The sequence below is a fragment of the Martelella sp. FLE1502 genome (assembly GCF_053484255.1).
In genome coordinates, this window is sequence record NZ_JBAKFQ010000003.1 from 48,065 (window position 1) to 62,244 (window position 14,180).

General features: G+C 62.2%; 14 protein-coding genes and 2 pseudogenes. 4 read left to right on the forward strand and 12 right to left on the reverse strand.

Going from position 1 to position 14,180, the window contains the following annotated elements; all coding sequences use genetic code 11:
- Positions 1–1,191: 1,191 nt before the first annotated feature.
- On the reverse strand, positions 1,192–1,407 hold the full coding sequence (locus V6767_RS03505) for a hypothetical protein (RefSeq protein ID WP_448472164.1): 216 nt from the start codon (positions 1,405–1,407) through the stop codon (positions 1,192–1,194).
- A gap of 140 nt (positions 1,408–1,547) precedes the next feature.
- Between V6767_RS03505 and V6767_RS03510 the strand changes: the two are divergent.
- Positions 1,548–1,745: pseudogene (locus V6767_RS03510) on the forward strand (autotransporter domain-containing protein); the annotation flags it as partial.
- A 35-nt stretch (positions 1,746–1,780) separates the two neighbouring features.
- Here the strand turns inward: V6767_RS03510 and V6767_RS03515 are convergent.
- From V6767_RS03515 to V6767_RS03535, 5 genes and pseudogenes are all read right to left on the reverse strand, one after another.
- Entirely contained in the window at positions 1,781–2,083 is a 303-nt protein-coding gene (locus V6767_RS03515; protein ID WP_448472371.1) for an IS110 family transposase, read from the reverse strand.
- Positions 2,072–2,776: pseudogene (locus V6767_RS03520) on the reverse strand (transposase); the annotation flags it as partial. The pseudogene V6767_RS03520 and the gene V6767_RS03515, both read right to left, overlap by 12 nt.
- Positions 2,777–2,840: 64 nt before the next feature.
- On the reverse strand, positions 2,841–3,158 hold the full coding sequence (locus tag V6767_RS03525; RefSeq protein WP_448472165.1) for a YciI family protein: 318 nt from the start codon (positions 3,156–3,158) through the stop codon (positions 2,841–2,843).
- Entirely contained in the window at positions 3,155–3,622 is a 468-nt protein-coding gene (locus V6767_RS03530; RefSeq protein WP_448472166.1) for a nuclear transport factor 2 family protein, read from the reverse strand. Before V6767_RS03530 ends, V6767_RS03525 begins: the two co-directional genes overlap by 4 nt.
- Entirely contained in the window at positions 3,619–4,356 is a 738-nt protein-coding gene (locus V6767_RS03535; RefSeq protein WP_448472167.1) for an RraA family protein, read from the reverse strand. Before V6767_RS03535 ends, V6767_RS03530 begins: the two co-directional genes overlap by 4 nt.
- Before the next feature lie 220 nt (positions 4,357–4,576).
- Here V6767_RS03535 and V6767_RS03540 point away from each other — a divergent pair, with 220 nt between their 5' ends.
- Positions 4,577–6,157 (forward strand): IclR family transcriptional regulator domain-containing protein, encoded by a 1,581-nt coding sequence (locus tag V6767_RS03540; RefSeq protein ID WP_448472168.1) that lies wholly within the window; start codon positions 4,577–4,579, stop codon positions 6,155–6,157.
- 201 nt (positions 6,158–6,358) lie between these two features.
- On the opposite strand, the gene V6767_RS03545 is transcribed toward V6767_RS03540, so the two are convergent.
- The 6 genes from V6767_RS03545 to V6767_RS03570 all read right to left on the reverse strand — a co-directional run bounded on the left by V6767_RS03545 (position 6,359) and on the right by V6767_RS03570 (position 11,965).
- Positions 6,359–7,453: a mandelate racemase/muconate lactonizing enzyme family protein gene (locus tag V6767_RS03545; protein WP_448472169.1), complete on the reverse strand. Its 1,095-nt coding sequence runs from the start codon at positions 7,451–7,453 to the stop codon at positions 6,359–6,361.
- The gene (locus V6767_RS03550; protein WP_448472170.1) at positions 7,450–8,268 is read right to left on the reverse strand and encodes an NAD-dependent epimerase/dehydratase family protein; all 819 of its coding nucleotides are present in this window, start codon (positions 8,266–8,268) and stop codon (positions 7,450–7,452) included. The genes V6767_RS03545 and V6767_RS03550 overlap by 4 nt, the downstream gene beginning before the upstream one ends.
- Before the next feature lies 1 nt (position 8,269).
- A complete protein-coding gene (locus tag V6767_RS03555; protein ID WP_448472171.1) occupies positions 8,270–9,559 on the reverse strand; it encodes a TRAP transporter large permease in 1,290 nt (429 codons plus the stop codon).
- Entirely contained in the window at positions 9,559–10,047 is a 489-nt protein-coding gene (locus tag V6767_RS03560; RefSeq protein ID WP_448472172.1) for a TRAP transporter small permease, read from the reverse strand. The genes V6767_RS03555 and V6767_RS03560 overlap by 1 nt, the downstream gene beginning before the upstream one ends.
- A gap of 70 nt (positions 10,048–10,117) precedes the next feature.
- Positions 10,118–11,098, reverse strand: a complete 981-nt coding sequence (locus tag V6767_RS03565) for a C4-dicarboxylate TRAP transporter substrate-binding protein (RefSeq protein WP_448472173.1) — start codon at positions 11,096–11,098, stop codon at positions 10,118–10,120.
- A 210-nt stretch (positions 11,099–11,308) separates the two neighbouring features.
- The gene (locus V6767_RS03570; RefSeq protein WP_448472174.1) at positions 11,309–11,965 is read right to left on the reverse strand and encodes a GntR family transcriptional regulator; all 657 of its coding nucleotides are present in this window, start codon (positions 11,963–11,965) and stop codon (positions 11,309–11,311) included.
- A 121-nt stretch (positions 11,966–12,086) separates the two neighbouring features.
- Here V6767_RS03570 and V6767_RS03575 point away from each other — a divergent pair, with 121 nt between their 5' ends.
- Together V6767_RS03575 and V6767_RS03580 are read left to right on the forward strand one after the other, a co-directional pair.
- The gene (locus V6767_RS03575; protein ID WP_448472175.1) at positions 12,087–13,427 is read left to right on the forward strand and encodes an FAD-dependent oxidoreductase; all 1,341 of its coding nucleotides are present in this window, start codon (positions 12,087–12,089) and stop codon (positions 13,425–13,427) included.
- Positions 13,428–13,430: 3 nt separating this feature from the next.
- Positions 13,431–14,180 carry an enoyl-CoA hydratase/isomerase family protein gene (locus V6767_RS03580; RefSeq protein WP_448472176.1) on the forward strand — a complete coding sequence of 250 codons (750 nt, stop codon included), beginning with the start codon at positions 13,431–13,433 and terminating at the stop codon, positions 14,178–14,180.

The window sequence follows — 14,180 nt, forward strand, 5'->3', positions numbered from 1 at the left end:
CTTGGCGATGCGGCGGACGAGGCCTGCATTCGGATCGCTCATCACGATTTCATCGCCGGCCATGGCGATGCGCGGACGCGGGTCGTTCCAGTGACCGTCCATCGAATAGGGCCCGGTGACCTTGGCGCTTGTCGTGAGGCTGGCGGCCAGAATGTCGATCTGGTGCAGGCTGCCGTCCTCGGTCAGCACATAGCCGTAGCGGGCATTCGCCGGATCGAGCGCGAAGTCGACGCGGCGGAAGGGCAGGTCGATATAGCTGAAATGCGGCTCATCCGCCGGGTCGATGACGACGAGGCCATCCTTGCCGTAATTGCCGAGAAACACCTGCATGCTTTTCGCGCCGAGCAGGGTGCCCGTAGTCTCGCCTTCCGGCAGGTCGTCGGGGTAAGTCAGCATCTCGAAGACGGGGCCGTCTTCGCCCGGTGTCACGGTCAGCACACCTTCCTGGCAACCGGCCGCGAGATAGGCGCCGGAGAAGGCTTCGCCGTGAATGCCGGTGCAGGTCGCGACATCGCCGGTCGGCTCGCCGTCTTCGCTCACGGCGCGCAGGCCGATGCGGGTGCCGTCGACTGGCGTATCGGTGGCGACCGTCGTGACCCAGTACTGGCCGACGGGGGCGGCAAAGCCGTGATGGGCGCGGTCCTGTTTCAATTCGCTGGTTGCAATCTCGCCATGGGAAAGTTCATGGGCATCGACAATTGCGGCATAGCCACCCTTGTCGAAATTGATGACCACCTTGCCGTCATGATCGATGATGTGGAACGGGCGCGGGCCGGTGAGGCTGCCCTCGATGGCGGTGGGCTCTTCGATAGCGATGTCGGCGTGATCGCCATGGGAATGCAGCGAGATGCCGCTGTCGATGAAATGCACCGCATCGCTGTCCGATTGCACGGCGACGATGGCCGCGCCGTCATTGACTGCGTAGAGCTTGGTCTGACCGGCGGTGTCAAAGGACCAGCGATGGTCGGGTTCGCTGAGGTCGAAGGCGGTGACCTTCGCACCCGCATGGTCGCCGACGAAAACGCGGTAGAGGGTGACGCTTTCCTCATGGTTTTCGGCAAACGCCGCCGGCGCGCCGAGCGCAATCGCGAGCGTGGAAGCGCCCAGGATCCATCGTTTCATATCTGTCTCTCCTTGATGGTATAACGTAACGTTGAGGGGCAAGGTTCAGCCTCGCCCTGTTTATTGTTGTCAGCCGTTGTTGACGGCGGCGGCGAGTGTTTTGACGTTGTGTCGCCTCATTTCGATATCGCGCGGGGCGGCGTCATCGACTGAAGACAACGCGTCCGAAGGGCGCATTTCGGGTTTTCGCTCTCTATCGCCGACAACGCCGGTCAGGTCATGCACGGCCGGAGGCCGGTCATATCCAAGCGTCAGATCGGGAAAGGTCAGGCAAGCCTCGGCCATAGAGATCCTCATTCGGGTTGGCAGATTGGTAATGTAATATCATTACGATTATCGAACGCGTGATATGAAAGCAACCGCCTTTTTCCCTTTCCTGAAAGTATCCCTCATATTTGAAGTGTTCCCAATAATTCGCGAGCCTTATGGAAGACAATTCCGGCATCGATCTATGGGTCACGGGCTATGGGGACTGGAGCCGCACGAAGGGCGACAACCTCGGTGAACTGAAGGGATCTGTCGGAGGCCTGTTCGTGGGCGCCGACATTCCGGCCTTCGACACAATGCGCTTCGGCGCTGTGGCCGGCTACGGGGCGACAAGCTACAAGAATGACTCGCCGGCTTCTTCGGCCACAAGCCAGGATTTCACCCTTGGTCTTTATGGCGGCGGCGTCTGGGATGCGATCAGCGCCCTGATCGCCCCGTCAACGGCTTCCAGTTGGTCTTCGATCTGCTTGAGCCGAGCCTCGTTCTGTTTCCTGAGCAGACGCTGGGTTATATTCTTCTGCCGGTTTTTGGCGGCCGTCCTGTCTTTGACGAGGGCAAGCCGCGCAACATGCAATTCCTTCAGATCATTGAGAATATCGGAATTTTCCTGAAGCATGCGCGGCTCAAGCAGCATGCCGAACCGGGCCAGGAGTTCAGCATCGATCCGGTCCGTCTTGGCGAGCCTGCCATCCACCGTGCGATGATCGAGATAGAAGAAGCCCTTCGGCTTGCCGTCGCGCACCATATAACCGGCATCCGGGTCGGTGCGCGATACCTTGGTTTCCTTCTCCCGAGGCGCACGCTCCTTCTCCTTCAGCGGCTTCTGCCCATGAGCCTGCCGGTCGGCCGCAATCGCCCGGTCGAGATCAGCCCAGTAATCGGCGCGCGATTTCTGCAGCAGCGCCAGATCGTATTTGCCCTTGTTGGCATTGGCCTTCAGATGCGTCGAATCCGTATAGAGCACCGTGCCGTCGACCAGCCCGTGGCCGATCGCCTGTTCCACGATGGCATCGAAGATATCCTGCGCCACAGAGGTATCGCTGAAGCGGCGGCGGCGGTTCTGCGACAGCGTCGAGGCATCGAACACCGTGTCCGTCAGCTTCAGCTTGAGAAACCAGCGATAGGCGACATTGACTTCGATTTCGCGCACCAGTTGGCGCTCGGAGCGGATGCCGAACAGATAGCCGACGAACAGCGCCTTGAACATCAATGTCGGATCGAGCGGAGGGCGGCCGTTATCCGGGCAATAAAGCCCGGCAACGCGATCATGGATAAACGAAAAGTCGATCACCGCGTCGATCTTACGAAGCAGGTGATCCTTCGGCACCAGCTCATCGAGCGTCACCATCTCGAGAGCTGTCTGTTCGGGAGCGGGTTTCTTCAACATGTCCCACTGAATCACAAACCCCCGGCAATCGCCAGGGGTTTGTCAGCAGTCTGAGGTCTCAATATCATTGAGACCTTTTCGATTTGGTCATCAGCTTTACCCAGTCGACAAAGCGCATGTCGAGAATCTCGATCTCGCCCCATATGCCCTGGCGGGCGTAGACCTCACGCGCAAGATAGGCGTCGAGCGCGGCGCGATCCTTGAACTGGCAGAGCACGACGGAACCGATCATGTTGCCCTCGGCATCCATGATCGCGCCGCCGTCGATGATGGTGTTGGCGGCCTTTTCAACCTTCAGCCCGGCCATGTGCTCGGCGCGCGCCGCCAGTCGGCGTTCCAGCGCACCGGGAGCGTCGCGGCAGATCAATGCGAACTGTCTCATGGGTCACGTCCGGCAATCTTTGGCGGCGTCATCTGGAAGCCGCGCGCCCGATAATCGAAGTCATGGAGTTTGTTGACCGGTTGCGATTTATCGACGGGGCTTGCGTAATAGGCGCGGATTTCCTGGATCCTGGTGATATCCGTGTTGAAAATATACCATTCGTCACCGCGTAGCGTTTCGTTGACGGCGGTTTTCCAGTGGGTCCATTCAATCACCGCTTCGCGCCCGTCGGCGCCCGCGAGCACTTTCTCGACGGTCCATTTCGATCCCATCGTCTCTACGCAACAGACCCAGCCATCGGCGATGGCCTCGGCGCCGCGCCAGGGTGAGCCGGGCAGGCCGGGCGGAAAGTAGTGCACCGCATCGGGGGTGAAGCAGTCGATCAGACCCTGCCGGTCGGCCATGTTGCACATATCGAAATAGTGCCGGATCAGCGCCTCGGCGCGTTTTGACGGCGTACTCACAGATCGTTCCCCGCTGCCAGCCATTTTTGGTATTCAGTCAGCGTCTCGGGTCCTGCGGGGTAGGTGCCGAAGAGAGAGGCGCCGGCGTCGATTTTGGTGAACAGGAATTTTTCGCGCCGTTCCTGCTCATGGGAATCCTCGGCCACCTCGGCGGCGATCGGACGGGGGATGACGGTCACGCCATCGGCATCGCCGACAATGATATCGCCTGGATAGACCGCCACCTCGGCGCAGCCCACCGGTTCCTGCATCGCGATCGCGCGGTGATAGGCCGGACGGGTCGTGGCGGTGTTGGCGCGGCAATAGGCCGGAAAGGCCATCTCGGAAATTTCGGCGCCATCGCGAAAGGCGCCGTCGGTAATCGCGGCTGCGACGCCTTTGCGCATCATGCGGGTCATCAGCATGTTGCCCGCAGAGGCCGCGCGCGGGTCGTTGCGGCTGTCGATCACCAGAACCTGACTGGCTTCGATCGCCTCGACCGCTTCCCATTGAACATTATCTTCGCCGCGCGACTTGAGGTCGCCGAGATCCCAGTCCTTGTCTTCGCGCGAGGGGATGAAGCGCAGGGTGAAAGCCTCGCCGGCGAAACGGCCGGTGGTCTTGCTCAATGGTGACAGACCGACGAGAAACTGCTGGCGATAGCCGCGTTTGAACAGTTGCGTCGTCAGCGTGCCCTGGCTGCATTTCTTCAACTTGTCCAAAGTCTCTTGTGTGATGATTGTTGTGCTGGACACGTTTTGCTCCTCGAACTGTCTTCATATGGGTGTGCCGCGTCACCCGCCGATCGCCCTGTGCCGGCGATCCGAATTTCGAGGGGCAATTTATCCCAGCGCCGAGGAGGGGACAAAGCGACGCACGCGGGCGTTATCACAATGCGATAGAGGCGATGATTGACAGTGGCCTCGAGGGCCTTTGACGTGTCACAATCGGGCAGGAGAAGGAAGGGACTGTAACATGGCCGCTGATGCCGGGCCGTCCGCGCCGCAGGGCACGGGGCTTTTGACCAAGGCTTTCGACATTATCGATTTGATCGCGCAGCATCACGGGCACATCGGCACGCGAGAAATCTCGGAGCTGACCGGCATCGCCCGCCCGACGCTTTATCGCATCCTCTCGGCGCTGACGGCGCGCGGCGTCGTGCGCTGCGATCCGGAGACGCATTGCTATTTTATCGGATACCGGACGCTCGACATCGCCCAGCAGGTCTGGTCCTCCTCCGATCTTACCTCGGTCAGCGCGGGCGAGTTGCGACGCCTGCGTGATGTCACCGGCGAGACAGCCTATCTGGCTGTGGCTGAAGGCAACCACGTTCTTTCGATCGGGCGGTTCGAGGGCGTGCATCCGCACCGCTCCTCGGCGGCGTTGGGGTCGCTCAAGCCGATGTATTGCACCAGTCAGGGCAAGGCGATGCTGGCTTTCATGCCGCCAGAGAAGCGCGAGCGTATCCTTGCCCCGCCACGCGAACGCCTTACCGAACACACAATCACGGATCGTGCGGCGCTGGAGGCCGAGCTGGGCACGGTCTACCACCGCGGCTATGCCATCGATGACGAGGAGATCGTGCTCGGCACCCGCTGCGTGGGCGCGCCGGTGATCGATCGGGACGGGGCGGTGATTGCCGCGATTTCGATTGCCGGTCCCGCTTTTCGCATCGCCCACGAGCGGGTCAAGGCTCTGGCGAAGGAACTGACCGAAGTGGCGCGGGTGATCGGCTCGCAAGTGGCGCCGAAAACGCCGGAAAGACCCCGCAGCTCCGAGTTCTTTCCCGTCACCAAACAACCCGCCTTCGCGGGCGCTTCGCCGCATTGGGATACGGTCCGCCAGAGCCTGTGGTGGATCGACCGGCTGGCGCCCGCCGTATTCGAAAGCGGCTCGCAGGGCACGCGGATCGTGCGCGAGTTCTCGTCCCGGCTCGACGCGCTGGTGCTGTCGCCATGGTACGGGCCGTTTGTCTTTCTTGGCGATGGCGTGGCGCGGTTGCGCGACGGGGCCGAGTTCTGTGCTCCTGCCGACGTTCAGGCCGCGGCGCATATTCCAGGAGATGGCCGACTGCTCCTGGCTGTCGACTCTGAAACCGAAGGCAGCAGTCTCCTGGTCAAGATGACCCATAACGGGACGTTTTCGCCGATGACGACGCTGGCGGGCCCGGTCAGCGACCTCGTTGTCGCGTCTGACGGGCGGACTGCCTATGCTGCCTCCGCCGAGCGCGGGACGGTGGTCATTGCCGATCTTGCCACGGGCAAAAGCCGGGTTCTGGCGCGCATACCGGCCGCTTCGGGTCGCCCCCGGTCCTGTAAGCTCGATGCGGCGGGGCGGCTTTGGGTCGGGCTGATGAATGGCTGGAGCGTGGCGCGGATTGACGAACTGGGCGAGATCGCCGAGCGGCTTCCGGTACCGGTTCCCAACCCGACGGGCCTGTGTTTCGGCGGTGAAGACGGACGGACGCTCTACGTCACCACGGCGCGCATCGGCCTCGATCGCTTCGACCTGTCGAATGCGCCGTTGTCGGGGCAGTGCCTGCGCTTTGTCGACTAGAGCAATTCCAGGTGAAGTGGACACCGGTTCACCGTCCGGAATTGCTTAAAAACAAAGAGATAGAGCCCTTTTGCGTTTCCGTGAAACGCGGAATGGCTCTAGGCGCGGTTAACCCCTGAATACGCGCAGGCTGAAACGGGCTGTCAGACTGTTCCCCACAGCGATCTCTTTCATCGAAGCGGCCGGCCGCCGCGCCATTGTTCATCGAACGCGGTATTGCTCGATCACCTCGGCGTCAGGGTCCATGCCAAGGCCCGGCCCGTCGGGGATTGCAATCCACCCGCGTGCGGGCTGCGGCATCGCCGGAAAGAGCCAGGCTTCCGGCCAGACGAACAGATATTCGAACAGGCTTTCGGGCCCCAGTGCGGCGCTCAGTTGCAGTGTTGCGAGATAGCCGGGACCGAAATAGGGCGAATGCGGCATGACGGTTAGCCCCGCCGCCCGGGCCTCGTTCATCACCAGAAGAAACTCGGATATGCCACCCACTTTGGTGACGCTTGGTTGCGGGAAGCGCACCGCGCCCGAAGCGATCAGCGGCTGGAACTGCCAATGGGTGCAAAGATTTTCACCCGCCGATAGCGCGAGATCAGGCGTCGACTGCGCCAGCCTTGCCAATTGCTCCATATCTTCCGGCGGGAAGGTCGGCTCTTCGAGCCAGGTTGCGCCCAGCTCTTTCAGCCAGAGCGCCATGTCGCGGGCCTCGTCTTCGGGCCATGCACAATTGACGTCGATCATCAGACGCGCATCGCCGCGCACGGCATTGCAGGCGGCGATATCGCGCCGGGTGATCTCGTGCAGTTTAATGTGTTCGAAGCCATCGGCGACCGCACGGGCGGTGAAGTCGGCAGCGACATCCGGCGCGCCGTAGCGAACAAGGCTGGCATAGGCCTGCACCCTGTCTCGGGGCGACGCGGTGATCATCTGCGCGATGGATTTGCCTTCATCCTTGCCGCGCAAATCCCAGAGCGCGATATCGATGCCTGAAAGCGCGAAGATCGAGATGCCGTAGCGACCGAACAGGGCAAGACGCTTCTGCAGTTCGAGCGAGATCGCCGCCGGATCGTCGATCCGCCTGTCCTTGAGCAGCGGGATGACCGAACGGTGCAGAAAGGCGTCGACGGCATCGGCGCAAAAATAGCCGAAGCATTCTCCCCAGCCGGACAGCCCGCTATCGGTATCGATCCGCACCAGCAGCATTTCGAGCGTATTCCAGCGGCCGGGCGTCAGACCCTCGCCCCGCCCGCCATCGGCGAACGGAATATCGACCCGCAGGGTTTCGATATGGGTGATCTTCATGATTTCTCCCAATCATCGCGGTTGGCGCGGAAATTCGCTGCGGCATAACCGCCACCGATGGCCGCGCCCTCCATGCCCGGTGCGGGTGGATGGGTTGCGATGGCCGGGTCTCCAAGGTTGTCCTGCGGCCGGTCCTTCGCGGCAAAGCCCATGGCCCGCGCGCCGTCATTGTCGAAGAATGGCGTCGGGCAATCGGCGGTGGCAAAGACGGCGCGATGGCCGAAATCCGTGCGTTCGAGCGATAGCCGGATCAATTGCGCCAGATCGGCGAAGCTGATCCACATGTGCTGGCGGCGTTCGTCTTCGACCACCGGGCCGCAATTGCCGATCCTGAGGCTCGTGGTACGGATCCCGCATGTGTCCGCATAAAACGCCATAACCGCCTCGCCGAAGATTTTCGAAACGCCGTACCAGCCATCCGGTCGCGGTGGGGCGGTTTGCGGCAGCGGGCTCGCCTTGCGCGGCCACATGCCCCAGCCGTGGTTGGAACTGGCGAACACCACATGTTTTACGTCTTCGGCGACAGCAGCGTCCATCAGCGCGACAAGGCCGGCGTAATTGACATCCAGCGTTTCCTCGAAGGCGATCCCCGTTCCGTGGACGGCAGCGAGATGCAGGATCGCATCACAGCCTTTGACAGCACGGGCGATGACCTCCGGCGCCGCGATATCGCCGATCACCGTCTCGACATCGGCGTCGAGGTCCGGCATGGCGCGGCGACGCGCCAGACGCAGATCGTAATCGGTTTCGAGGTAGGAACGCAGACCGGTGCCGACAATCCCGCTGGCGCCGGTGACGAGTAGCTTCCGTTTCATGTCAGTGTCCCATCACCTGGTTGGGCAGCCAGGTCACCAGACCCGGCACAAGAGCGAGCAGCAGGAAAGTGGCGAGCATGACCAGCAGGAACGGCGTGCTGCCGCGGATATAGTCCCTGAGCGACACATCGAGCATGCCGCAGACGGTGAACATGCCGACGCCGATCGGCGGGGTGTTGCCGCCCATGGTGATGATGGTGACCATGAGCACACCGAAATGGATCGGATCAAGGCCCTGCGCCTGCAGGATCGGCATGAAAAGGGGCGTCAGCAGGAGCACGTTCACGGTCGCTTCCATAATCGTGCCGGCAATGATCAGAAAGCCCAGAATGAGCAGCAATGTCACGGTCGGGTTCTCGCTGATCGCGGCTACGCCCGCGGCCAGTTTCGTCGGCGCCTGCTCCAGAACGATGACGTGACCAAGCACGGCGGCCATGATGATGATCAGCATGATCATGCCGATATCGTTGAGCGATTGCTGGACCGCATCCCAGAGTTTCCGCCATGTCAGGTCGCGATAGATGAAGGCGCCGACGACCAGAGCGTAGACGATGACGAAGGCGCCCGCCTCGGTGGCGGTGAAAAAGCCGAAGCGGAAGCCGACCAGCAGGATGATCGGAAACATCAGCGCCCAGAACGCCGCCTTGCCGGAGCGGTAGACCTCGCCGCGCGTCGGCACGGTCGCGCCTTCATCCGCGCCATAGCCGTAATGGCGGGCGGCGAAATAGGTGTAGCTCATCAGCGCCGCGGTCAGGATCAGCCCCGGTATAATGCCCCCGAGAAGCAGTTTGCCGACCGACTGGTTGGCGATAAACCCGTAGACGATCAGCCCGATTGACGGCGGGATGGTGGCGGTGATGATCGAGGAATAGGCAATGACGCCGGCGGTGAAGCCCTTGCTGTAGCCTTTCGCGATCATCGGCCCGCCCAGCAGGCGTGACTGCATTGCCGTGTCGGCAACCGCCGATCCGGCGATGCCGCCCATCAGAAGGCTGAGAATGATCGAGACCTGCGCCAGTCCGCCGACCATCCAGCCGACCAGAATCCGCGAGAAATCCACCAGCCGCCTGGCGATTCCGGAGGCCGCCATGATATTGCCCGCCACGACGAAGAAGGGAATCGCCATCAGCGGATAGGACTGGGTGACCTGCACCATCTTCTGGACCGCGATCGACGTCGGAAGATAGTCTCCGGTCAAAAAGGTCGGCGCGCTGGCCATCAGCAGAGCGAAGCTGATCGGCAGGCCGAGCAGTACCGCGACGAGAAAGAGAATGACACCGAGCAGCAGCATCACGATTCGGCCTTGTTTTCGGGGCGGCGGCGCCAGTTTGCGAGTTCGGTCACGATATTGTGGATCGAGGTGATCGCCATCAAAGCACAGGCAACGGGGATGGTTGCCGCGACCCAGGAGAAGCGGATGCCGGTGAGCGGCAGCGGGCGGCGGTTCGCAACCGCGACATAGTCGAGCGAGACCCAGCCGAGCGCCACGAGCAGCGCCAGAAGAACGACCTGTTGCAAGACCTTGAACAGCGGCCGCATAGCCTCGGGCAGGAACCCTTCGAGCACCGAGACGCTGAAATGCCCCGCATTGCGATAGGCGATCGAGGCGGCCAGCAGGCAGGTCCAGGCAAACAGGATCTGCGTCACCTCGAGCACCCAGATATTGGGAATGCCGAGATAGCGCGTCACCGTCGCCCATGCCACCAGCCCCACGACGCCCGTCAGGGCAAGCGCCGCGGCGACAGCTTCGATGCGCGCGAGAAGTTTATAGGGGGACATTGAGCCTCCGCAGACAAGGATGACCGGCCGAGGGCAATCCCGGCCGGTTCGATCCGGCGATGTGCCGGGTTTATTGCGCCTGGACCACAGATTGCACCGTGGCGAGCGCATCGGAAAGGCCGAGCGTCTCGATTTCCGCAGCGGCGGCTTCCTTGAACTCGCTCGTATCGATCTCGGAGATGGTCATGCCTCCGGCTTCCATGGCGGCGTAATCGTCGCCGCTCTGGGCGATGACGATATCGGACATATAGCGTCCCGCTTCGACTGCCGCATCGCGTATGATGTCCTGATACTCTTCGGGAAGCTCATCCCACCAGCTCTCGCCGACGACGATGCCGGTGATGAGCTGGATGTGTTCGGTAAGGGTGAGGTAGTCGGCCACCTCGTAAAGACGCGACCCGATGACGCCGGCGGGCTGGGCTTCGACCGCGTCGATGGCGCCGAGCTGCATCGCCGAATAGATTTCGGCCCAGTCGAGCGGCGTCGGCGTGCCGCCAAGGGCGCGGCCGGCGGCAACCCAGACCGGTGCGCCGGGGGTGCGGATGCGCAGCCCCTCGACATCGGCGCGGCTTTCGATCGGCTTGTTGGTGAGAAGGTTGCGTGGTCCCTGATACCAGTTGAAAGCCAGGGTGACGAAACCGCTTGCGTCCTGCAAATCGTCGGCCCATTGCCAGAATGTATCCGAGGATGTGAAGGCATCGGCCTGCGCATAGTCATCGAACACATAGGGCGCGCCGATGATGCCGAATTTCGGCAGGAAGGCGGCGAGACGGTTGGCGTCGGTAAAGGCGGCCACATTGGCGCCGGCAAGCGCCTGATCCATGAGGTCCTGGGTATTGCCGAGCTGGCCGTTCGGGTAGACCAGAACCTCGACGGCGCCATCGGTCTTGTCCTCGACGATCTCCTTGAGCTTGTTGAAGCCCATGATGATCGGGTCGGTTTCGGCCTGCACCGATCCGATCCGCATGGTGTAGTCCTGCGCGATTGCGGGGCCCGCGGCGGGCGTTAGAGCCAGGGCGACGGCCGCGGCGGCGAAAAATACCTTGTTCATGATTGTCCTCCCTAAGCCGGATATTGCCGGCACTGTTCCAGTCCCAACAACCTAGCCGAGCTTTCGGGGGAGGGCCACGCGGCGCCCTTCGGTGTTATCATATAATGAGACCGCCGCGAAAATGGCTCTCATACCAAGGACAACCAACGCCGAGCGCGGGCGACGCCGCGACTGGAGCATCGGGTGACCCAATTGGCATCGCCCGATGCTTTACCGTTGGTCGATGGCCTGCCGGGTCACGGCTTCCAGCAGGTCGAGAAGGCCGGAATTGTGCTTTGCAGCCATTTCCTGATCGCCATCTGCGATCGCCCGTAGCGTGTCGGCATGGCAGACCGCCGCCCTGGAAAAGGAAGCCGTATCGGAAATGAAGGAATACCAGAACCGGCGCGACAGGTTGTGAATGACGTTGATCTGGCTTTGCAGGAAACGGTTATTGGCCGCTTCGGCCTGCAGCAGGTGAATGGCCTTGTTGATCGCCAGGTAATGCGACCGATCTGCCTCGGTGACGGCGCTTTCCAGACGATCGGCAAGCGAGCGCATCTCCTCGCGCTGGACATCGCTGGCGCGCTTGCAGGCAAGGGTGACGACAAGATTTTCCAGCGGTCGCCGCGTCTCCAGAAGTTCCAGTTGTTTCGATACATCAACTGCGGAAACCAGAATGCCGCGCCGCGGCAGGATCTCGACGAAACCCTCGAATTTCAGCCTTTGCAGCGCTTCGCGCACGGGCGTGCGGCCGCAGTTCAGCTCGCGGGCGATTTCGCTTTCGGACAGAAGCTCGTGCGATTTGAGCGCGCCCGTCACGATCTGATTCTGGATCGTGTCATAAGCGACATCCGTCATGGAGCCGTTTGCCGACGCTTTTTTCACTCTTGTATCCTTTGCAAAGGGCGTTTCGAATTTCAGCGAACATAGCGGTTGACTTCGTTATACGCAACAGATACTCATCAAATCGACATCTGATATATTAGTCGGCAATTGAGGAGGAGCCATGCCCGTTGCGATGGATACGAGGGATCGACAGAGACTTGATTGCGACCTGGTCGTCATCGGCGGCGGCGCTGCCGGCGTGACGGCCGCGACGATTGCCGCCCGCAACAGTCTTTCGGTGATCATCGTCGAGCGCCATGGCTTTTGCGGCGGCGGCGCGGTAGCCGGCCATTCCGGCACGATCTGCGGCCTGTACGAGGCCAGCGACAATCCTGAAAACGGCCCGGTGCAGGCGGTGTTCGGCTTTGCCGGCGAATTCGTTTCGCGCATGGAGAATCGCGGCGGGCTTGGCGCACCCGTGCGCTACGGCAAGACCTTCACCCGCGTCCACGATCCGATCGTCTGGCGCGAGGTTTCGGACGATCTTCTGAGCGAGGCCGGCGTGACGGTCATCTATCACGCCGTTGCGACCGAGGTCCTGATGGAGGGCGATCATATCGAGGGAGTCCATGTCTGGACCAAGGAGGGCCCGCTCGACATCCGCGCGCGGCTCACGATCGACGCCTCGGGCGATGCCGATCTCGTCGCCATGGCGGGCCTTCCCAGTTTCATCGGCGACAATGGCCGCGTCCAGAACCCGACCATGATCTTCCGTCTGCTGGGCGTTGATGTGGATGCGTTCCGCGCCGCCTATGGCGAGGACACGATCATGCCGCCGGAAGTTTCCGAGATGATCATCGCGGCAAACCGCGCCGGGGACTACAATCTCCCGCGCGCCAAAATCTGGCTGTTCCCGACCACGCGGCCCGGCGAGTTGCTGTGCAATTGCACCCGCATCGTCGGGGCCGACGGTCGTGAGCTTAATCCGCTGTTCTGGCGTGACTTTTCCGAGGCGGAGATCGAGGGTCGCAGACAGGCGCGCGATTATGCCCGCTTCTTCCGCGATCGCCTCGTCGGCTGCGAAAACGCCTTCGTCAACGATATGGCCGTTCAGGTCGGCGTGCGTCAGACGCGGCAGGTGGAAGGCGTTGCCAAGCTGATGAACACCGATGTGACCGGGGGCGCGAAATTTGCCGATGGCATTGCCCGCTCGCCATGGCCGATCGAGCTGCACGCCGGCGCGAAACCGAAGGTCGAGTGGCTTCTGAACGACGTTTACGAAATTCCTTTCGGCTGCTTCGTGCCGCGGCGGGGCGAAAACCTGCTTGTCGCGGGGCGCTGCCTTTCGGCAGAGCATGAAGCGGTCGCCTCGGCCCGGGTGACGGCGCAGTGTTTCAGCTACGGCCATGCCATCGGCCACGCGGCGGCGATCTCGGTGAAGGACAAGGTCGCACCGCGCGCCATTTCAGGCACCGATATCCGCGCCATTCTCAATCGCGAAAACGCACAATTGGATGGGTGAGGCATGAGCGCGGAGATCCTGATCGAAAAGCGCGATGGCTTCGCCATCCTGACAATGAACCGCCCGGCGCGTCGCAATGCGCTCGGGGCCGCGAGCATGGCGCAGCTTCTTGCGAGCCTGAAATCACTTGCCGGCGATCCGGAATGCGCCGCCGTGGTGCTCACGGGCGCGCCCCCGGCCTTTTGCGCCGGCTCGGACCTCAAGGAACTTGGTGGGCTTTCGGTGGAGCAGATGTGCGCTCACGAGGCCGAGACGGCACGGATTGCCCGCGCGATCGGACATTTGCCTATCCCGGTGATCGCGGCGGTGGAAGGCTATGCGCTCGGCGGCGGCTTCATCCTGGCGGTGTCCTGCGACATCGTCGTCTCGGCGGCGGGCGCGAAATGGAACATGCCGGAAGTGCGCAATGGCTGGCTTCCGCCCTGGGGGCTGCAGGCGCTTCTTGCCCGTACAAGCGCGGCCAATGCGCGCCTCATCACCTGGGGGATCATGGAGATTGACGGCAATGAAGCCCTCAGGCTCGGCATCGCCGATGCGGTTTGTCCCGATGGCGCCGCGCTTGAGAGGGCCTGCGCCATTGCCGGCGGACTGGCAGCGCTTCCCGACAATGCCGTCGCCACCACCAAACGGTTCTTCGAGCGCGCGGCGAGCGCCGATGCCGAACGCCAGGATGCGGAGGCAAGCCGGCTCTTCGCCCGGGATTGCGAAAGCGCGGCGGCGAAAGCCGTCCTCTCCAGATTTACGGTGAAATGA